The organism is Comamonas suwonensis (genome assembly GCF_012844455.2).
Classification (GTDB): domain Bacteria; phylum Pseudomonadota; class Gammaproteobacteria; order Burkholderiales; family Burkholderiaceae_C; genus Comamonas; species Comamonas suwonensis.
In genome coordinates, this window is record NZ_JABBCQ020000020.1 from 22,527 (window position 1) to 41,975 (window position 19,449).

At 55.4% G+C, this 19,449-nt stretch carries 19 protein-coding genes and 1 pseudogene; 15 read left to right on the plus strand and 5 right to left on the minus strand.

Annotated elements, in window-relative coordinates:
- Nucleotides 1-70 precede the first annotated feature (70 nt).
- A complete protein-coding gene (msrP, locus tag HF327_RS18920) occupies nt 71-1,066 on the plus strand; it encodes a protein-methionine-sulfoxide reductase catalytic subunit MsrP (protein ID WP_198461891.1) in 996 nt (331 codons plus the stop codon).
- Entirely contained in the window at nt 1,066-1,662 is a 597-nt protein-coding gene (locus HF327_RS18925; protein ID WP_198461893.1) for a protein-methionine-sulfoxide reductase heme-binding subunit MsrQ, read from the plus strand. Before msrP ends, HF327_RS18925 begins: the two co-directional genes overlap by 1 nt.
- Here HF327_RS18925 and HF327_RS18930 read toward each other — a convergent pair whose 3' ends face one another.
- Nucleotides 1,663-2,490: an oxygen-binding di-iron domain-containing protein gene (locus HF327_RS18930; protein WP_198461895.1), complete on the minus strand. Its 828-nt coding sequence runs from the start codon at nt 2,488-2,490 to the stop codon at nt 1,663-1,665. It lies immediately after the preceding gene.
- Between the two features lie 59 nt (nt 2,491-2,549).
- On the opposite strand from HF327_RS18930, the gene HF327_RS22435 reads away from it, so the two are divergent.
- Nucleotides 2,550-2,696: a hypothetical protein gene (locus tag HF327_RS22435; RefSeq protein WP_198461984.1), complete on the plus strand. Its 147-nt coding sequence runs from the start codon at nt 2,550-2,552 to the stop codon at nt 2,694-2,696.
- Nucleotides 2,697-2,716: 20 nt separating this feature from the next.
- Here HF327_RS22435 and lptM read toward each other — a convergent pair.
- A pseudogene (lptM, locus tag HF327_RS22440) lies at nt 2,717-2,818 on the minus strand (LPS translocon maturation chaperone LptM); the annotation flags it as partial.
- Between the two features lie 12 nt (nt 2,819-2,830).
- On the opposite strand from lptM, the gene cyaY reads away from it, so the two are divergent.
- The gene (gene cyaY / locus HF327_RS18945) at nt 2,831-3,172 is read left to right on the plus strand and encodes an iron donor protein CyaY (RefSeq protein ID WP_198461896.1); all 342 of its coding nucleotides are present in this window, start codon (nt 2,831-2,833) and stop codon (nt 3,170-3,172) included.
- Between the two features lie 65 nt (nt 3,173-3,237).
- Here the strand turns inward: cyaY and HF327_RS18950 are convergent, their stop codons facing one another.
- Nucleotides 3,238-5,574: a penicillin-binding protein 1A gene (locus HF327_RS18950; RefSeq protein ID WP_198461898.1), complete on the minus strand. Its 2,337-nt coding sequence runs from the start codon at nt 5,572-5,574 to the stop codon at nt 3,238-3,240.
- A 352-nt stretch (nt 5,575-5,926) separates the two neighbouring features.
- Here HF327_RS18950 and HF327_RS18955 point away from each other — a divergent pair, with 352 nt between their 5' ends.
- The 10 genes from HF327_RS18955 to HF327_RS19000 all read left to right on the plus strand — a co-directional run bounded on the left by HF327_RS18955 (nt 5,927) and on the right by HF327_RS19000 (nt 15,738).
- Nucleotides 5,927-7,006, plus strand: a complete 1,080-nt coding sequence (locus tag HF327_RS18955; protein ID WP_198461900.1) for a pilus assembly protein PilM — start codon at nt 5,927-5,929, stop codon at nt 7,004-7,006.
- A complete protein-coding gene (locus HF327_RS18960; protein ID WP_099738746.1) occupies nt 7,003-7,614 on the plus strand; it encodes a PilN domain-containing protein in 612 nt (203 codons plus the stop codon). Before HF327_RS18955 ends, HF327_RS18960 begins: the two co-directional genes overlap by 4 nt.
- Nucleotides 7,614-8,288, plus strand: a complete 675-nt coding sequence (locus tag HF327_RS18965; protein ID WP_198461902.1) for a type IV pilus inner membrane component PilO — start codon at nt 7,614-7,616, stop codon at nt 8,286-8,288. The genes HF327_RS18960 and HF327_RS18965 overlap by 1 nt, the downstream gene beginning before the upstream one ends.
- Entirely contained in the window at nt 8,285-8,836 is a 552-nt protein-coding gene (locus HF327_RS18970) for a pilus assembly protein PilP (RefSeq protein ID WP_198461904.1), read from the plus strand. Before HF327_RS18965 ends, HF327_RS18970 begins: the two co-directional genes overlap by 4 nt.
- On the plus strand, nt 8,833-10,935 hold the full coding sequence (pilQ, locus tag HF327_RS18975; RefSeq protein ID WP_198461905.1) for a type IV pilus secretin PilQ: 2,103 nt from the start codon (nt 8,833-8,835) through the stop codon (nt 10,933-10,935). Before HF327_RS18970 ends, pilQ begins: the two co-directional genes overlap by 4 nt.
- A 139-nt stretch (nt 10,936-11,074) precedes the next feature.
- A complete protein-coding gene (locus tag HF327_RS18980; RefSeq protein ID WP_407927056.1) occupies nt 11,075-11,599 on the plus strand; it encodes a shikimate kinase in 525 nt (174 codons plus the stop codon).
- A gap of 72 nt (nt 11,600-11,671) precedes the next feature.
- Nucleotides 11,672-12,763 (plus strand): 3-dehydroquinate synthase, encoded by a 1,092-nt coding sequence (gene aroB, locus HF327_RS18985; protein WP_198461907.1) that lies wholly within the window; start codon nt 11,672-11,674, stop codon nt 12,761-12,763.
- Between the two features lie 102 nt (nt 12,764-12,865).
- Nucleotides 12,866-14,044, plus strand: coding sequence for a deoxyguanosinetriphosphate triphosphohydrolase (locus HF327_RS18990; protein ID WP_198461909.1), 1,179 nt, complete (start codon nt 12,866-12,868; stop codon nt 14,042-14,044).
- Between the two features lie 168 nt (nt 14,045-14,212).
- Nucleotides 14,213-14,830 (plus strand): DUF1415 domain-containing protein, encoded by a 618-nt coding sequence (locus HF327_RS18995; protein WP_198461911.1) that lies wholly within the window; start codon nt 14,213-14,215, stop codon nt 14,828-14,830.
- Nucleotides 14,830-15,738, plus strand: a complete 909-nt coding sequence (locus HF327_RS19000) for a class I SAM-dependent methyltransferase (protein ID WP_198461913.1) — start codon at nt 14,830-14,832, stop codon at nt 15,736-15,738. The genes HF327_RS18995 and HF327_RS19000 overlap by 1 nt, the downstream gene beginning before the upstream one ends.
- 29 nt (nt 15,739-15,767) lie before the next feature.
- Here HF327_RS19000 and pgi read toward each other — a convergent pair whose 3' ends face one another.
- Together pgi and tal are read right to left on the minus strand one after the other, a co-directional pair.
- Nucleotides 15,768-17,375 carry a glucose-6-phosphate isomerase gene (gene pgi / locus HF327_RS19005; RefSeq protein WP_198461915.1) on the minus strand — a complete coding sequence of 536 codons (1,608 nt, stop codon included), beginning with the start codon at nt 17,373-17,375 and terminating at the stop codon, nt 15,768-15,770.
- Nucleotides 17,376-17,391: 16 nt separating this feature from the next.
- On the minus strand, nt 17,392-18,351 hold the full coding sequence (tal, locus tag HF327_RS19010; protein WP_198461917.1) for a transaldolase: 960 nt from the start codon (nt 18,349-18,351) through the stop codon (nt 17,392-17,394).
- Between the two features lie 249 nt (nt 18,352-18,600).
- Between tal and HF327_RS19015 the strand changes: the two genes are divergently transcribed.
- A complete protein-coding gene (locus HF327_RS19015) occupies nt 18,601-19,449 on the plus strand; it encodes a MurR/RpiR family transcriptional regulator (RefSeq protein WP_198461918.1) in 849 nt (282 codons plus the stop codon).

Below are 19,449 nucleotides of genomic sequence, written 5' to 3' on the forward strand. Positions count from 1 at the left end.
GCGTGGAACTTTGCTGACTGGCGCTGCTCTGAAGTCATAGGTACTCTGTTGTGAGTACCTGGAGCACAACATGCTGATACGCAATAACAACCAAGGCTTTGTCCATTCGCTGAACAGCGAAATCACCTCGCAGACGCAATATCTGCAGCGACGAGCCTTTATGCAGACATTGGCCACGGGGGCCGCAGGCGCTGCACTGGCCAGTTGGGCCGGGCGCGATGCATTGGCGGCGGAGGCTGAGCGCGCTCACCTTCCGGCTCTGAAAGGCCAGCCCAGCAAGGTCTCAGGTGCAATGACGGTGGAAGCCGCCACGGCCTACAAAGACGCCACGAGCTACAACAACTACTACGAGTTCGGTCTGGATAAAGGCGAGCCGGTACGCAATGCCGGCACGCTGAAGACACGGCCGTGGACGGTACGCATCGAAGGTTTGGTGCAAAAGCCGCAGACGCTGGATATCGACAGCTTGCTCAAGCTCAGCGCACAGGAAGAGCGCATTTACCGCCTGCGCTGCGTAGAGGGTTGGTCCATGGTCATCCCGTGGGTGGGCTACTCGCTGTCTGAATTGCTCAAAAAGGTGCAGCCACTTTCCAGCGCCAAGTATGTGGAATTTGTCACCCTGGCTGACAAGGCGCAGATGCCGGGCCTTAGAAGTGGTGTGCTGGACTGGCCCTACACCGAAGGATTGCGGCTGGATGAAGCCATGCACCCGCTGACGCTGCTGGCCTTTGGCATGTATGGCGAAGTACTACCCAACCAGAATGGCGCGCCGGTGCGGCTGGTTGTGCCATGGAAATACGGCTTTAAAAGCGCCAAGTCGCTGGTGGCGATTCGCCTGACGGACAAAGAGCCCGGAACCGCCTGGAACAAGGCTGCGCGCAATGAGTACGGTTTTTACTCCAACGTGAACCCCGAGGTTGATCACCCTCGCTGGAGCCAGGCCACCGAGCGCCGTATTGGTGAAGGCGGTTTGTTCGCCAAAAAGCGCAAAACCCTGATGTTCAACGGCTACGGTGATCAGGTCGCGCAGTTGTACGCCGGCATGGATTTGAAGAAGTTCTACTGATGCAGGCCTGGTTGCTCAAGCCCTGGGCCAAGCCGCTGGTCTTTACGCTGTGCCTGCTGCCCTTCGCATGGCTTTTCTATGCGGCCTCTACCGATGGGCTGGGAGCCAACCCAGCAGAGGCTTTGCTGCGCCAGACCGGCGACTGGACTTTGCGTTTTCTCTGCATCGTGCTGGCGGTGACGCCGCTGCGTCAGCTCTCAGGCTGGAATCTGCTGGTGCGTTACCGGCGCATGTTGGGCCTGTACGTGTTCTTCTACGCCTGCCTGCACCTGCTTTGCTATGCGTGGTTCGACATGGGGCTGGACTGGGGCGATATCGTGGCCGATATTCCCAAGCGCCCGTTTATTCTGGTGGGCTTCACCACCTGGCTGGTGCTGCTGGTGCTGGCTGCCACTTCGCCCAAGTTCGTGCTCAAGGCGCTCGGCGGCAAGCGCTGGCAGTGGCTGCACCGCGCGGTTTACGCCACGGTGCCGCTGGCACTGCTGCATTTCTTCTGGATGCGCGCTGGCAAGAACAACTTTGCCGAGGTGGCTGTTTATGCCGCCATTCTCAGTATTTTGCTTACCTGGCGTGCAGTGCGTGCTATCAAAAAATGATTAACCTGCCACGGCACGCAGTGGTGGGCGTACCTGGCGCGTGACCGGGTCAATCTCTGCACTGGGCAGCTGGTAGGCGCGTTGATCGAATAAGTCAATACCGCACTGCAAGCCTTCAAGCCAGTTGAAAAGATCGCCAATCGCCTGCTTGCCCATGATGGGCGCGCCATGCTGGGGCACGATCATTTCGATGGGCAGTTGACGCGCCATCTGAACCCACAGCCGCAAAATCTTATTGGAGACCATGTAGCGACGGTGGAAGCCTTCCATGCGTGCAATATGGGGTACTAGGTCGGTTACAGGCTTTTGTGCCTCAGCGCCGGTAGTCAGAGACACCCCTAAGTCGCCCGTAAACAGAATCTTGCTGATGGGGTCGTAGAAGTGGAAGTTGCCTTCTGCATGCAAAAAGTGTGCAGGCAGCAGTACCAGCTCGGTATTGCCCAGCGGCAGGCGGCCGCCTGCATCTGGCACACCGATCACGCGGTTCTCTGTCTTGCCTACTTTGGTGAAGTGAGGTGCAAAACGCTCCCAGATGCGCGAGATGACTAGCTGGGCGCGGGTGCTGGTCATCCAGCGGTCAAGCGAGGCGATGATGTCCGGGTCCGCATGCGACGCGACCACATAGGCCAGTTTTTGCGGCGTAAAGTGGCGGGACATGCCCATGAACAACTCGTTGAAGGCCAGGTTACCACCGGGATCGATGATGGCACCTGTGCCGTTGTCAACGATCAGGAACTGATTGGCCTGAATGGCTTGACCGTCCTCTTCGATGAGGTCGGTGAACATCAGGCAGGCATGGGTTTTGTCGCGGTAAAGCTCTATGGGCATGGCAGATTGTCAAAGGACAAGATGCCCCACTCTAGAGTTGAACCCTGAACAGAGTGTTGATGTTTATCAAGCCTCAGGGCTTGGTATCTGCCGCTACGGAGTTCTCTGCATCGCTCAGCGGTGAAGGCGTCACCACAGGCGCTGCTGTGCCTGGCGCTTTAGGAGACGAAATGCCCAGGGCTTCCGGCAAGGTAGCGCGGCCTTGAGCGGCTGGATCGGTCGGCAGATAGAGCGGGCCTTTTTGTCCACAGGCGGAAAGTGAAGCGATGGACGCCGCACAAGCTGCAAGGGCAATGCTCCTGACTAAAATTTGGGTGGCTTTCAACATGGGCAAATTGTAATGACTGACCTTGAATATCTGGACCGCGCTGATCAACTACTGATGGCCGTGGAGCAATGCTGTGACCGCATCAACGACGAAACCGATGCGGACCTTGATGCACAGCGCGTGGGTGGCCTGGTGACACTGGTTTTTGAGAACCGTAGCCAGATTGTGATCAACCAGCAAAAGCCCTTGCACGAAATCTGGCTGGCAGCCAAGGCGGGCGGCTTTCACTACCGCTTTGACGAAGAGAAGAAGGCCTGGATGGACACCAAGGGCGCAGGCGAGTTCTTTGCCAACCTGACGCAATATGCAAGCGAGCAGTCGGCGATGTCGCTGGAATTCAAAGCGCTAGGCTGATAAATCTCAGGCACTGAATGAAAAAAGCCTGCCTCGATGAGAGGCAGGCTTTTATTTTTGCGGGCTTAATTCCTGAACAGATCCAGGATTCGGCTGCGTTCTTCAGAAGCGGGTGCGGGTGTGGCACCCGGTCCGGCGTTATCGCCGCTGGAAGGCACAGATGCTTCCATACCCAGGCTGGAGATGCCGCCACTGCGGGCATTTTCCTCGTAGTACCAGTCGCCTCCCATATTGACCACGCCGGGGGGGGCTTGTACCTCCGTCACGGGAACCCCCTTGAGTGCGTGCTGCATGAAGCTGATCCAGATAGGCAGGCTCAGGCCGCCACCGGTTTCACGGGAGCCCAGATTGCGGGGCGTGTCGTAACCAATCCATGAGACGGCCGAGATGCTGGGCTGATAGCCGGCAAACCAGGCATCCACAGAATCGTTCGTCGTACCGGTCTTGCCGTACAGATCGGGGCGCTTGAGTGTGGCCTGTGCCTTGGCTGCGGTACCCACGCGTGCCACATCGTTGAGCAAGGTGCCAGTGATAAAGGCATTGCGCTCAGGAATGGCCTGGGGCAGGCTGCTGATGGGGGGAGGCGTGAACTCGGACAGGATTCTGCCCTTGTGGTCTGTGACGCGAGCAATCAGCCAGGGGTTGAGGCGGTGGCCGCCATTGGCGAAGACCGAGTAAGCACCTGCCATTTGCAGCGGCGTGACGGAACCTGCGCCCAGAGCCATGGTCAGGTACGCGGGCTGCTTGGAGGCTTCAAAGCCAAAGCGTGTCGCCCATTCCTGGCCGGTCTTGGGGCCGATTGCCTGCAGCAGGCGAATGGAGATCATGTTCTTGGACTTGTTCAAGCCCGTGCGCATGGTCATGGGGCCGGCATAGGTGCCGTCGTAGTTCTTGGGCTCCCAAGGCTGGCCGCCGGTGGTTGCTGCGCTGAAGAAGATTGGCGCGTCATTGATCATGGTTGTAGGCGAGAAACCATGCTCCAGCGCTGCCGAGTAGATGAAGGGCTTGAAGCTGGATCCGGGCTGGCGCCAAGCCTGAGTCACGTGATTGAACTTGTTCTTTTCAAAGTCAAAGCCGCCCACCAGTGCGCGAATTGCGCCGGTTTGAGTGGACACGGCGACAAATGCGCCTTCCACTTCAGGCAGCTGGGTGATTTCCCATGCGCCCTTGGCATTTTTGACAGCGCGGATCACCGCACCAGGGCGGATCTTGATATTGGGAGGTGCCTTGGGGCTAAGGCCGGACTCGGCCGGTTTGAGGTTGTCACCGGTGATGTCAAAGTGTGTGCCATCAGCGCGTGCAGCCACGATCTTGCGAGGTGAGGCTTCGAGCACCACGGCGGCAATCACATCGCCGTTGTCGGGGTGATTGGCCAGCACATCGTCAATCGCTTCTTCCAGCTCCTGCGGGTTGCCGGGCAAGGTGATAAATTTTTCAGGGCCGCGGTACTTTTGGCGGCGCTCGTAGTTCATGATGCCTTCGCGCAGAGCCTTGTAAGCGGCTTCTTGTTCGCCTGCATTCAGGGTGGTGTAGACGTTCAGGCCGCGTGTGTACGCATCGTTGCCGTATTGGGCAAAGATTAGCTGACGCGCCATTTCCGCCACGTATTCAGCATGAACACGGGTGGAATTGGAGGCGGTTCGCAGCTTGAGTGGCTCTTCCTTGGCCTGCTTGGCTTGCTCGGCGGTGATGAAGCCGTTTTCTTCCATGCGCTCAATGATGTAGAGCTGGCGAATGCGGGCACGCTTGGGGTTGCTGATCGGGTTATAGGCAGACGGGGCCTTGGGGAGACCCGCCAGCATGGCGGCTTCAGCAACGGTGATGTCTTTCAGGGGGTGGCCGAAGTACGCTTCGCTGGCAGCAGCAAAACCATAGGCGCGGTTGCCCAGAAAGATCTGATTCATGTAGATCTCAAGAATCTGCTCCTTGGTGAGCAGGTGCTCTAACTTGAAGGTCAGCAGAATTTCGTAGATCTTGCGGGTGTATGTCTTCTCGGAGGTCAGGTACACATTGCGCGCCACCTGCATGGTGATGGTGGATGCGCCTTGGCTTTTGACCTTGCCCAGATTGGCGAGCGCAGCACGCAACATGCCCTTGTAGTCCACGCCACCATGCTCAAAGAAGCGCGTGTCTTCAATGGCCAGTACCGCATTGGTCATGACCTTGGGAATTTCTTGAATCGGCGTCAGTGTGCGGCGCTCTTCACCAAACTCGCCTAGCAGAGCGCCTTCGCTGGAGTACACCCGCAGCGGCAGCTTGGGACGGTAATCCGCCAGCTCGGAGACGTCAGGAAGGTTGGGGTAGGCCATGGCCAGCGCCACAGCGACAGCCAGCAAGATTGCCAGCGCGCCCGCAACTGCCAGGCCCATGAGCCAGAAGATGGAGCGCAGCAACCAGTGCATGCGTTTTTTAGGAGCTTTGGATCCAGGCGCTGGAGCCTGATGGGCAGAATGTTCTGATGGCGGCATTTCGCAGTATGAGCAAGAGGTGGGGCATTATAGAAATCCCCTTCAGAAAAGCATCTTTGTGACGATGTGGATGTCACACGTTGGCTGAATCCTAAAGCACAGGGTAAGCACTGTTGCATGAGTGGATGCTGCTGCACCCCTGTTTGATGTTACACAAGGTTGTCTTTTTTTGACCACGAAATGCGTGGGAAATGGCTACAGCAAAGCGTGGGTTGCTATAGCTTGCTGCTAGGATTCCCATGTATTGCTGGCTTTTGTTTCCATTCTTACAATCTAGGGGGGCACGTTGATTGCTCTGAGTTCTTTATTCAGCCGTCAGCCTGCACCATTGCTTGGCATTGATGTCAGCTCCTCCAGCGTGAAGTTGGTTGAGCTGACCAAAAGCAAGTCAGGTGAGTGGCAACTGGAGCGTTGTGCGATTGAGCCTCTTGAAAAAGGCTGGATCACCGACGGCAACATCGAAAAATTTGACGAAGTCGCAGAGGCGGTTCGTCGTTTGGTCAAAAAAAGCGGTACACGCACCAAGCAGGTAGCCATGGCACTGCCTGCTGCTGCAGTGATTACCAAAAAAATCACGTTGCCCGCCGGCTTGTCTGAGCTGGAAATGGAAGTGCAGGTCGAATCCGAAGCCAATCAGTACATCCCGTTTTCCCTCGATGAGGTGAGTCTTGACTTCTGTGTCATCGGTCCATCCTCGGTTTCTTCGGGTGACGTGGACGTGCTGATTGCCGCCTCGCGCAAGGAAAAAGTTCAAGACCGTCAGGGCTTGGCAGAAGCTGCTGGCTTGAAGCCCATCGTGGTGGATATTGAGCCCTATGCGGCCCGAATGGCTGCGACACGCCTAGTTTCCAGACTAAGCAACGCTGGGCAGGATGCCGTGGTCGCGCTGTTTGAGGTGGGCGCGATGACCACCAGCATGCAGGTGCTGCGCAATGACGAAGTGCTGTATGAACGTGATCAGGCGTTTGGTGGCGCGCAGCTGACGCAGCTGATTGCGCGGCAATACGGTTTTTCACCTGAAGAGGCCGAGGCCAAAAAACGCAGTGGTGAATTGCCTGACGACTACGCAACGGGCGTGCTCAAGCCTTTTGTACAGAGCCTGACGCAGGAAGTCGCTCGCGCGCTGCAGTTTTTCTTTACCAGCACGCCATACAACCGTGTTGACCATGTCTTGCTGGCAGGGGGGTCTGCGTCCTTGCCCGGCTTGGTGGAGGCCGTCAGTCAACAGACCGGATGCGCCTGCAGCCTTGCCAACCCATTTGATGGTATGGAAATTGGCAGTGCTGTGCGCCTGAAGAAGATGGCACGTGAGGCACCGTCTTATTTGACCTCTTGCGGTCTGGCCATGCGGAGGTTTCAAGAGTGATATTGATCAACCTTTTACCGCACCGCGAAGCCGCCAAGAAACGTCGAAAAGAGGCGTTTCAGGTCAATATGGTGATGGCAGCGATTGCCGGACTGCTGATTGCGGGGCTGATTTACTGGTATTTCCAGATCATGATTGAAGGGCAGCAGAACAAGAACAATCTGCTGCGCTCCGAGATCAAGGTTCTGGAAACCCAGATCAAAGAAATTGACGGGCTGGAGGCCGAAATTGCTGCGTTGCGTGCTCGTCAGAAGGCTGTGGAAGACCTGCAGTCTGATCGCAATCTGCCGGTGCATATGCTCAATGAGCTGGTGAAGCAATTGCCGGATGGCGTCTACCTCAGCAGCATCAAGCAAGACGGTTTGCTGGTGACCATGCAGGGAACTGCGCAATCGAATGAGCGCATTTCCGAAATGCTGCGCAATCTTACCGAAGGCACGGCGTGGTTCTCCAAGCCTGAGCTGATGGAAATTGTGGCCAAGACCGTCGATGTGACTGCGAAGGACAAGCGCCGCGCAGCTGCATTCACATTGCGCTTCAATCTGACAAGAGCCAGCGATGCAGAGAAAAGTCTGACCGCTGCCACTTCTTCTGTGAAGGCGCAGTAATGGCAAAAAAGAAGAAATCTTCAGATATTGATTTCGCTGCGCTGCAGGAAAAAATTCAGCGACAGTTTCGTAATCTGGACCCCAACGATCCATCGGTTTGGCCAGCGTTGCCCAAGGCATTGCTATACACCGTGGTTGCCATCGCCGTTGCTGCTGTTGTGTGGTTTGTCATGCTCAAGGACTACGAAACAGAGCTGGAAACCGAGCGCGCAACCGAGGTGACTTTGCGCGATGACTACACCAAGAAGATGCTCAAGGCCGTGAGCCTTGAAGGCTTGAAGAAGCAGCGTGAGCAGGTGCAGCAGTACGTGACGCAGCTGGAAAAACAATTGCCCAGTAAAGCAGAAATGGCGGCTTTGCTTTCGGATATCAATCAGGCTGGCTTGGGGCGAAGTCTTCAGTTCGAGGTATTCCGTCCAGGAGCCATGGTGGCCAAGGAGTACTACGCCGAGCTACCTATTACTCTGAAGGTGACCGGTAGTTATCACGATATTGGATCTTTTGCTTCGGATGTCGCTTTTCTTTCTCGCATCGTGACCTTGAATAACTTGTCTATTGCACCTGCAGGCAAGGATGGTGAGGTACTGACTATGGATGCCACAGCACGTACCTTCCGCTATCTGGATGCGGACGAGGTGAAGGCTCAGCGTGATGCGGCTAAGGGGAAGAAATGAGCAAGTTTCTGTTGAACCCTCTCTGGCTGGCTTTGGTAGGTAGTGCTCTATTAGTGGGCTGCACTTCATCTGAAGAAGATCAGTTGCGAGAGTGGATGGCTCAAGAGCGTGCCAATGCCAAGCCAAATGTGAAGCCCCTAGATGAGCCCAAGCCCTTTAAGCCTCAGATGTACACCGGAGCAGAGGGGATGGATCCATTCAATCCGCTCAAGCTGATTCAGGTGCTGCGCAAGGAGTCTGCTCAGTCCAATATCAGCACGGCTTTGCTGACACCGGAACTGAATCGACGCAAGGAACCTCTGGAAGCTGAGCCGCTGGATGCCATGAGCATGGTGGGTAGCTTGGATAAAAAGAGTGTTCCGACGGCCTTGGTGAAGGTGGGTGCGTTGCTCTATCAGGTGCGCGTTGGCAATTACCTGGGGCAGAACTACGGAAAAATTACCAAGATCACTGAAAACTCCATCCAGTTGCGCGAAATTGTTCAGGATGGTGGTGGTGACTGGATTGAGAGAACAAGCACTTTAGAGTTGCAGGAGGTTAGCAAATGATGGGTAGTAATCGCAGGACTTTGGCGAAGGCCCGTTGGGGACTGACACTGGGCAGTCTTTTGCTTTCTTCCGCAGCCTGGGCTCAGGCGCGTATTGAGTCTGTGACTGGAACATTACAGTCGGGCTCCGAGGTCATCCGAGTCGAACTGTCTGAGCCCTTGGCCGCAGATCCGACAGGGTTTGTGGTGCAGACGCCTGCACGAATTGCGCTTGATTTTCCGGGTGTGACGAATGGTTCAGGAAAATCACTCCTTGAATTTAATCAGGGTAACTTGCGCTCTGCCAACCTCGTAGAGGCTTCTGGTCGTTCACGTCTGGTACTGAATCTCAAGGCAGCCACAACGTATCGCTTGCAGCGCCAAGGCAAGTCGTTGCTGATTTTGCTTGACCCTGCTGGTGCGGTCGCATCTGCCTCAGGCTCGGCACCGGCTGTGACGCCAGTTTTTGAGAGCAAGTCTGCATCATCTGATATGACACCTATCCGAGGCGTGGATTTCCGCCGCGGTAGCGATGGCTCTGGGCGGATTGTTGTGAGTTTGGGCAACAGCCAGGTGGGAGTGGACTTGCGTCAGGAGGGTAAGGGCTTGACCGTTGATTTTCTGCGGACTGCATTGCCGGAAAATTTGCGCAAAAAACTGGATGTGGCCGACTTTGGTACCCCGGTACAAACCATCTCTACCAGCCAGCAAGGTGATCATGTGCGCATGCGCATTGAGCCTGTGGGCGATTGGGAGCACAGCGCATACCAGAGCGACAATCAGTTCGTGGTAGAGGTGCGCCAGAAAAAGGTCGATACTAGCAAGCTGACGCAAGGCCCTGGCTATAGCGGTGAAAAGCTGTCGCTGAATTTCCAGAATATTGAAGTGCGCTCGCTGCTGCAGGTCATCGCCGATTTCACCAACTTCAATATCGTGACTTCGGATACGGTGACTGGCGCTTTGACGCTGCGCTTGAAAGATGTTCCGTGGGATCAGGCTCTGCAGATCATCATGGATGCCAAGGGGCTTGGTATGCGAAAGTCGGGCTCTGTGCTCTGGATCGCGCCCAAGGATGAGATTGATGCGCGTACCAAGCGCGACTATGAAGCAGCCATGGAAATCCAGAAGCTGGAGCCGCTGCGGACACAGGGCTTTCAGCTGAACTATGCCAAGGCTGGGGATATTCTTCAGCAGATTACGACTTCGTCGGGTGGCGGCGGGGGTGGCACTGGTAATAGCACACGCTTTCTGTCCTCTCGTGGCTCTGCTATTTCAGAACCGCGTACCAATCAGCTGTTTGTGACGGACACGCCAACCAAGCTGGAGGAAATGAAAAACTTGCTGGCTACGTTGGATGTGCCTGTGCGACAAGTCATGATTGAAGCCCGGATTGTGGAGGCCAGAGATACCTTTGGACGCTCACTTGGGGTTAAGTTTGGTGGAGGGGCTGTTGGCAGCAACGCCTCAATGACGTCAACTCAGTTCTTGCCTGATGGTGCGAACACAAAGTTTCCAAGCGGAAATTTTGTAAATTTGCCAGCCAGCATTTCGGGTATCAATACGGTGGGTCAGCTGGCCTTCTCTGTCTTCAATAGCTCGATGAGTCGTTTCCTGTCCTTGGAGCTGTCGGCTTTGGAGGCCGAAGGCGACGGAAAGATCATTTCAAACCCACGTCTGGTGACGGCCGATCAGAACAAGGCATTGATTGAGCAAGGTACGGAATATCCATACTCCGTCACGGCGCCTAATGGTGCGACCACCATTTCGTTCAAGAAGGCGGTTCTCAAGCTGGAAGTAACGCCTCAGATAACACCCGAAGGCGACATCATTCTCGATTTGGATGTGAACAAGGATAGCCGCGGAGAGACGACGACACAGGGCGTTGCCATTGACACCAAACACATCAAGACCCAGGTGCTGGTGGAGAACGGTGGAACAGTGGTGATTGGTGGTATTTTCGAGATGGAAGAGACCAATCAGGTCAATAAAGTACCTTTGTTTGGCGATTTGCCGGTGTTGGGGCATCTTTTCCGCAACAACACAAAGGCCTCTAGCAAGCGTGAAATGCTGGTGTTCATTACGCCAAAAATGCTCAGCCAGGTTCGGAACTCCGGCAAATAAAGAGTTATCTGTGTGATTTGAAAAGGACTGCATCGTGAATGGTGCAGTCCTTTTTTCTTGCGGCCCCTCAAGGCTGCGACAATCTCTCGCATTGATGTTAGATGCAGGCCGCAGGCTTGATGCTGCAATGAATTTTGTGATGGATGCCCATATCGCACTGGTCGGACTGCCTGGAAGTGGAAAGTCCACCATTGGGCGTTACCTGGCCAAGCGCTGGTCTGTCCCCTTTGTGGATGTGGATGTCGCGATTGAAGAGCACATTGGCTGCACGATTCGTGAGTTCTTTGCCAAAGAAGGTGAGCCAAAATTTCGTGATGTCGAGCAAGAAGTCTTGGCAAGACTGCTTTCAAATCCACAGAAAATGGTTGTCGCCACCGGCGGTGGGGCAGTTCTCAGACCTGAAAATCGTCAGCAGCTGATGGCATATGCCCAAGTGGTTTATTTGAGTGCATCGCCTCATGAAATCGCAAAGCGACTGCAGCGCGATACACAGCGGCCATTGCTGCAGGTAGACAATCCTTTTCAGCGCCTGCTGGACCTGCATGCAATCAGAGATCCGTTTTACAAGGAAGTGGCTGATTTTGTGGTGGCAGGCGGAGGACTGTCTGCGGCACAGGTGGCCCAGCGGGTGGCAATGCAGGTTGAGTTGGGGCAGCATTCCTGATTTTGAGTCAAATAGCTATCTGGCCTAGGTACTGTATACGGTACCTGCTATGTATTTTGAGAGGGTTTCGACGTGGAAACGGTGCACATTGATTTGGACGAGCGCAGCTATCCCATAGTGATAGCGGAGGACTTGCTGGCCCTGGGATCAACTTGGCAGGCCTTGCCCAAGGCCGCGGCGGCTTTGATTGTGACAAATGAGGTGGTTGCACCGCTTTACCTGTCGACGTTAAAGCAGGCGTTGAGCAGCAAGTATGGGCAAGTCCATGAGGTGGTGCTACCCGATGGCGAGGCACACAAGGACTGGCAGACGCTGAATCTGATATTTGATGCGTTGCTTACCCATGGCTGTGACCGCAGGACTGTGCTGTTTGCACTGGGCGGCGGAGTGGTGGGTGATATGACAGGTTTTGCCGCCGCCAGCTATATGCGCGGAGTGCCTTTTGTGCAGGTGCCGACTACATTGCTCTCGCAGGTTGATTCCTCTGTGGGCGGCAAGACCGCCATCAACCATCCTTTGGGCAAGAACATGATTGGTGCGTTCTACCAGCCTCAGCTGGTGGTCTGCGATCTTGCGACGCTGGATACCTTGCCGCAGCGCGAGCTGAGTGCGGGTTTGGGCGAAATCATCAAGTACGGCCCGATTGCTGACATGCAGTTCTTTGATTGGCTTGAGCAAAACATCAATGGCTTGCTGAGTCGAGATCGCACGCTGTTGGCGCATGCCGTCAAGCGCAGCGTGGAAATCAAGGCCTGGGTTGTAGGGCAGGATGAAAAAGAGGCTGGACTGCGGGCTATCCTCAATTTTGGTCATACCTTTGGTCATGCAATTGAGGCGGGCATGGGCTATGGCAACTGGCTGCACGGCGAAGGCGTTGCCGCGGGCATGGTGATGGCGGCAGAGCTTTCCAAGCGTCTGGGCATGGTTGATGAGCACTTTGTCTTGCGTCTGCGCACTTTGATTGAGCGCGCAGGTTTGCCCGTGCGCGGCGCGATCATTGATGTGCAGGACAATGCGGGCCGCTATCTTGAGCTGATGCGCGTCGACAAAAAATCGGAAGCAGGTGAAATTCGCTTCGTGCTGATTGATGGGGCTGGTCGGGCGGCGATGCGCTCTGCGCCCGATGCTATGGTGCGTGAAGTCATTGAGAGCTGCTGCGCCTGAAGCGCAGAAGATCAGGCGCCTGCTCCAAAGACACATCAGGAGCTGTTCCAGGCTGGGAATGAGCTGCTAGAGTGACTTCATTCAGTTGTTGAGGCAGCTTGCATGAACACTCTGGCTTCTTATGCCTGCAATCCCTTGCATAGCAAGGCGCGTCGTTTTGCTGAACCGGTGGCGCCCACGCGCAGTGACTTTCAGCGCGATCGGGATCGTATTGTTCACTCCTCGGCCTTCAGGCGGCTGGTCTACAAGACACAGGTCTTTGTCAATCATGAGGGTGATCTGTTTCGTACGCGGCTTACGCATTCGCTGGAAGTTGCTCAGCTGGGACGCTCCATTGCGCGTGCGCTGCAGCTCGATGAAGACCTGGTCGAGGCGATTTGTCTGGCACATGACTTGGGGCACACGCCGTTTGGCCATGCGGGCCAGGATGCGCTCAATGAATGCATGAGACCTCATGGCGGCTTTGAGCACAACTTGCAAAGCCTGCGTGTGGTGGACAGACTGGAAGAACGCTACCCCGCCTTTGACGGCCTCAACCTGACTTTTGAAACACGCGAGGGCATTCTCAAGCATTGTTCGCGCAGCAACGCCGAACTATTGAATGCGCGTGAGCCCGGTGGAGTGGCGCAGCGATTTATTGACGGCACCCAGCCTTCGCTGGAGGCGCAGTTGTGCAATCTGGCTGACGCCATTGCCTATAACGCCCACGATGTGGATGATGGGGTTCGATCGGGCTTGATCACCATGGCTCAGCTGCGGGATGCCGTGCCTTTGTTTGAACGTTATTACGAGGCGACTTTGGCGGACTGGCCCCAATTGGCTGTGCCAGATGCCCAGCGCAAGCTGCTGTACGAAAGTATTCGCCGCATGCTGAGTGAGCAGGTCTATGACGTCATCAACAGCTCGCGTGCACGGCTGGAGTCAGCAAAGGTGGATTCAGTGCAGGATGTGCGTTTGCATGGGCAGGTACTCATCGTGTTTAGCGATGAAATGAAGGCTGAGTCTCAAAGACTCAAGCAATTCCTGTTCAAGCAGCTCTACCGCCATCCACAGGTCATGCAGACCATGGATGGTGCACAGCAAGTAGTGCGCGAGTTATTTACGGCCTATATGGTGGAGCCGGAGCGCATGAAACCCCGTTTTGTGCAGCGGGTGCGGGAGGCTAGCACCCTGAATGATCGAGCACGCGTGGTGGCGGACTTTATTGCGGGCATGACAGATCGCTATGCGGCACGTGAACATGAGCAGATTACGGGACTGAGCTTGCTGGGTGTGCCTTGATAAAAGCCGCAGGAGCTTGACGGTTGCCGGGTTTGCTGGCCATGTCATGCAGCGTTAAAGAGGGCTCGTTAAAATATGGGCGCTGTGTATCTAGAGCCGGAATTTTTCCCGCCCAGTGCGCAATCTTTGGGGGCGATTGCCCCCGTTTGCATTTTGGAGGGCCTTGTCATGACCGAAACCTCAACCATCGCCGAGCAGGGCTTTCCGCCGGATCTCGTCATTGAAGACACTGTGCGCTGGCTGGAAAAGGCTGTGATTGGTCTCAATCTCTGCCCCTTTGCCAAGGGCGTCCATGTCAAGGGCCAGATTCATTACGTGGTCAGTGAGGCCATGGATGCCGAAGCAGTTGCCGAAGACTTGCACCGCGAGCTGGAAGCGCTGGCCGAAGCCAACGCAGAAAAGCGCGACACCACCTTGCTGATCCTGCCCCATGCGCTGCAGGATTTTCTGGATTTCAACGATTTCCTCGAAGTGGCAGACGCCATGGTCGAAGAGCTGGATCTGGGCGGCATTCTTCAGGTCGCCTCGTTCCACCCTCAGTTCCAGTTTGAGGGAACAGATGTGGATGACGTGACCAACTGCACCAATCGTGGACCCTATCCCATCCTGCACCTGTTGCGTGAAGACAGCATCGACAAAGCCGTAGAAGTGTTTCCCGAAGCCGAATCGATTTACGAGCGCAATATGGAAACGCTGGAAAAAATCGGTATTGAAGGCTGGCTGGATCTGGATGTGGGCGCGCGTTGCCCAGTTACAGGCCATGGCTCAGCAAAGGCAGAAAAGTAATGGCAAAAGCGGATAAAAAGCAGGCGACTCAGAAGCCTGCGGGCACTGGCGTGCAAGATATTGCCACCCAATTAGGGCTCAAACCCGGTCAGAGTATTGATCTGCTCAAAGCGCTGCATATTCTGACCCGTGAGGGAAAGCTCAATCAGGATTCGCGTCGCAAGCTCAAGCAGGTCTATCACCTCTATCAGTTCATCGAACCCTTGCTGAATGAATTGTCCAAGGATGGTCATGCCGTGACTCTGGCTGACCATGGTGCAGGCAAGTCCTATCTGGGTTTTATCCTTTACGACCTGTATTTCAAGGCCTTGGGCCAAGGCAAGATTTACGGCATTGAGACGCGTGCGCCGCTGGTGGAAGCTTCGCAGAAGCTGGCTGCCGATCTGGCTTTTGATCGCATGGAGTTCCTCAATATGTCAGTGGCAGAATCCACGCATGTGGACTTTATGCCCTCGCAGTTTGATGTGGTCACGGCTTTGCATGCCTGTGATACGGCCACCGATGACGCCATTGCCTTTGGACTGGAGAAAAAGGCCAAGGCCATGGTGCTGGTGCCCTGCTGTCAAGCCGAAGTCGCCGCCTGCCTGCGCCAGACCAAGGCAATGAGCCTGTCACGCACTCCGTTGGCAGAACTATGGCGTCACCCTATTCATACGCGAGAGATGGGAAGCCAGATCACCAATGTGCTGCGCTGCCTGTACCTCGAAGCCTGTGGCTATCAGGTGACGGTGACAGAGCTGGTAGGCTGGGAGCACAGCATGAAGAACGAGCTGATCGTGGCGCGTTACACAGGGCAGAAAAAGCGGAATTCGGCCCAGCGCTTGCGTCAGTTGCTGGCCGAGTTTGGCTTGGCCAGCTTGGAGGGCGTGCGCTACCCCCATTTTCCGAAGGAAGAATTGGCAGCGTAAAAGCAGCAGGCTGCTGGCAGCCTTTGCTTTTATTGAGTGCTTTGCATCAAACGTGCCATCAACGCTTGTGTTGAAGAATCGACGCCATTCCAGTCACTGCTGCTTTGGCGGGTCTGAAGTTGCTTGGCAAGCTGCTTGCCAAGTTCTACGCCCCACTGGTCGAAGCTGTTGATATTCCAGATGGCACCGGAGACAAAAATCCGGTGCTCATACAGGGCGATCAGTGCGCCTAGCGAGGCTGGATCCAGTCTCTCCAGTAGCAAAAAGCTGCTGGGGCGATTACCAGGGCAATCCTTTTCCAGCCCATCTCCTGCGCGCCCAACCATCAATGCTTGAGCTTGTGCGATGGCATTGATCACCAGGCTCTGATGGTGCTCGCCGAGATACTTGCCCCCATCGCGCAGGGCAATGAATTCGACGGGAATCACATCCTGTCCTTGGTGCAGCATTTGAAAGAATGCGTGCTGGCCGTTGGTGCCGGGCTCACCCCATATAACGGGGGCGGTCGGCACCGAAAGTGGCACGCCATCCTTGGTCACGCTCTTGCCATTGCTTTCCATCTCCAGTTGCTGAAGATATGCGGTCAAGCGGCGCAAGCCATGGCTGTAAGGGGCGATGCAGCGGCTGGAGAATTGGCAGAAATCACGGTACCAGACATCCAGAAGACCCAGGTGGACTGGAAGATTTTTCTCTAATGGTGATGTAAAAAAGTGAGCATCCATCGCATGCGCACCGGCGAGCATGGTGCGAAATTGCATTGAACCAATGGCAATGGCAATGGGTAAACCAATGGCTGACCATAGTGAGAAACGGCCACCGACCCAGTCCCAGAAGCCCAGAGTGCGCTGAATGCCGAATTCTGCGGCAGCTTGCTGGTTGGTCGTCAGCGCGACAAAGTGCTGGTTAATCGAGCAGGGGGCTTGCGGATCGACGCTACCGCCGTGTTCCAGAAACCATTGACGGGCCGAGCGTGCATTGAGCATGGTCTCGGCGGTCGTGAATGATTTGGAGGCGATGAGAAATAGCGTACTTTCCGGTTTGACCCGGCGCAGCACATGTCCAAGCTCATGACCATCGACGTTGGAGACAAAGTGGAAGTTTTTACCTGTGTCTATCCAGTCTTCTAGTGCATTGACCACGACCTCAGGACCCAAGTGAGAGCCGCCGATGCCGATATTGACGATGTCGGTAATCTGCTTATCGTTTCTAACCTGATCGGCCAGAGCGAGCATTTGATCAAGAGTGCCATGCACTTCATGCAAAGCGGTATGTATTTCAGTGGACCAAGCTTGAACCGTTGGCGCATTCGCGATTTCGTCCCGGTTCGCAGGTGTTCTCAGCAGCCAGTGCATGACGCTGCGCTGTTCCGTCGAGTTGATGGCATCGCCTGCCAGCATGGCATTGCGCTTGGCCACAAGCTGGCTTTCTTGCGCCAGCTGCAGCAGCAGAGCTTGTGTGTCTGTATTGAGCAGATTTTTGGACAAATCTGCGAATACATGGGGTGCCTGCAAGCTGAGTGATGCAAGACGTTGTGGGTCCTGTGCAAATGCCTGGCACAAATCCAGTTGCTGGATTTGTGCTTCGTAATGCGTTTGCAAAGCCTGCCAGGCAGGCAATTCGTGACAGAGAGGTGTCAAAAGAAATCCCAGTAAATCATGCAGCGGCGGCTTGCTGCATCAATGCTTCCAGCTTCAGAGTGTCAGCGGTAAAGGCGCGAATGCCTTCGGCCAGTTTCTCGGTGGCCATCGCATCTTCATTCAGAGCGAAACGGAAAGAAGCCTCGTCCAGCAGCAATCTTTCCAGATTTTGAGTCTTGGCTGAGTCGGCATCCATGGCGCGAGTCAAAGTGGAGCCGTCCTGTGCTGACAGTTGTGCCAGTAGTTCAGGTGCAATGGTAAGCAGGTCGCATCCTGCCAAAGCCAGAATTTGCCCGGTGTTACGAAAGCTTGCACCCATGACTTCGGTCGCAATGTCGAAGTGCTTGTAGTAGTTGTAGATCTGGCGCACGGAGCTGACGCCGGGGTCGTTGGCCCCCGCCATTGCTGCTTCATCCCATTGAGCGCCAGCCTGTTTTTTGTACCAGTCGTAGATGCGGCCCACGAACGGCGAAATCAGCTGGACCTTGGCTTGACCGCAGGCAACGGCCTGACAGAATGAGAACAGCAGCGTCAGATTGGTATGAATGCCGCGCTGCTCCAGAATGCGTGCCGCTTCAATGCCCTCCCAGGTGGCAGCAATCTTGATGAGCACGCGATCAGTATGAATGCCGGCGGCCTGATAAAGCTCAATGAGCCGCTCGGCACGGGTGACGGTGGCGACGGTATTGAAGGACAGGCGAGCATCGACTTCTGTGGAGACGCGGCCGGGGATCGTGTTCAGAATCTCGCAGCCGAAGCGGACCAGGATGCGATCCATGATCTCATCCTGTGTTCTGTCCTTGAATTGAGCAACCGTGGCACGCATCAATGGCGCATATTCGGGCTTTTGAACGGCTTTGAGAATCAGGGATGGATTCGTGGTCGCATCACGCGGCTGAAACTGCGCCAGCTGATGAAAATCACCGGTGTCCGCGACCACGGTTGTGAACTGCTTGAGCGCCTCCAACTGATTCATGACCATCCTTTGATGTTTTGTAAACGAATTAACAAGTGTAGAGCGTGAAACCTGTGTGAAGAATGATGTGGGCCGTTCATATGGAATTCGCAGACCCAAGGCAAACCCTGTAGAAACAAGAATGATTTTCTGCATTTATTTGCGGAAACAGCCAAGTTTCGCCGCCATTTTCTGGGTGATGCGTCGCTTCGGTCTTATGCTTTGTCGTTCTGGTGTTTACTAACGGTTTTTGCCTTATCTGCTGCCAATATGCTTGATCGCATTACCGCCTCCCTTCCGTCTCTGGCACCTGCAGAGCAGCGTGTTGCACGCTTGGTATTGGCTGATCCCAGGGCGTTTGCGCATCTGCCGGTGCGTGAGCTGGCTTTGCGCTCGCATGTCAGCAAGCCCACGGTGGTGCGTTTTTGCCGCAGCATGGGATATGACGGACTGGCCGATTTCAAACTCAAACTGGCCGGTAGCGTCAGCGAAGGTGTACCGTTTATTCACCGCAGTGTGGATAGCGACGATAAAACCAGCGACGTCATGGTCAAAGTGGTGGATAACGCCGTCGCAGCCTTTTTGCAATATCGCAATGCAGCCAGTACCGCAGCGATAGAGCAGGCAGCGCAGGCCATTGCGGCGACCTGGCAGACGGGTAAACGCATTGAGTTTTATGGCGCGGGTAATTCAGGCATTGTGGCGCTGGATGCTCAGCACAAGTTTTTTCGCTTGGGTGTCACCAGTCTTGCGACAAGCGACGGCCATATGCAGGTGATGAGTGCGACCTTGCTGGGGCCGGGTGATTGCGTGGTGATTATTTCCAACTCCGGCCGTACGCGAGATTTGATGGATGCCGCTGATATTGCGCGTAAAAACGGTGCGACTACGATTGCCATTACTGCCAGTGGCTCCCCGCTGGCATCGGCCTGCCAAGTCCATCTGGCGGCAGACCACCCCGAGGGCTATGACCGCTATAGCCCCATGGTGTCGCGCCTGCTGCACTTGCTCATCATTGACGTGCTGGCCACCTGCGTAGCTTTGCGCATTGGTCCAGCGCTGCAGCCAGCGCTGGAGCAGATGAAAAACAACCTCAGAGCTAAGCGTTACACCGGGTAA